The organism is Fulvivirga aurantia, assembly GCF_009711475.1.
Lineage (GTDB): Bacteria > Bacteroidota > Bacteroidia > Cytophagales > Cyclobacteriaceae > Fulvivirga > Fulvivirga aurantia.
Genome location: NZ_SMMD01000089.1, coordinates 1 through 446 on the forward strand (window position 1 = coordinate 1; position 446 = coordinate 446).

Sequence of the window (446 nt, forward strand, 5' to 3'; positions counted from 1 at the left end):
TCGTCATTGGTAAATCGCCAGAAATCGTCACGCTGCCATCATCGAGTATCATACCTACTTCCAGGTTATCAGGTATTTCAATATTATCTACCTCCACTTTCATATTCATGTCTTTAAAAGCCTGCATGGTTTCTTCAGGGATAAAGCGATCCATGTTCAATGAGAGTACGCCATCTTCACATGTCATCTCTACATCTTCTTGCTCATATACGAGCTTATCTTTTTTATCATAGGCCTCGATGCTCATTACAGCTTCCCAGCCATTAGAAGATTGGTCAAAGGATTCTATCGTAGTTACAGTTTTACCTTCACTTTTACCTTTAGGGTTGTAACTGGTCGTTTCCAGCACCATCCCCACTTTTATATCATAATATGGATTGCACTGCGACCAGCCTATTACAGGCATGGCAAAGAGCAGAATTAATGGTAGTATTAGTTTTTTCATG

At 39.9% G+C, this 446-nt stretch carries 1 protein-coding gene; it reads right to left on the reverse strand.

What is annotated here, in order from left to right; all coding sequences use genetic code 11:
• On the reverse strand, positions 1-446 hold a 446-nt coding region (locus E1176_RS20070; protein ID WP_185152457.1), incomplete at both ends, for a TapB family protein.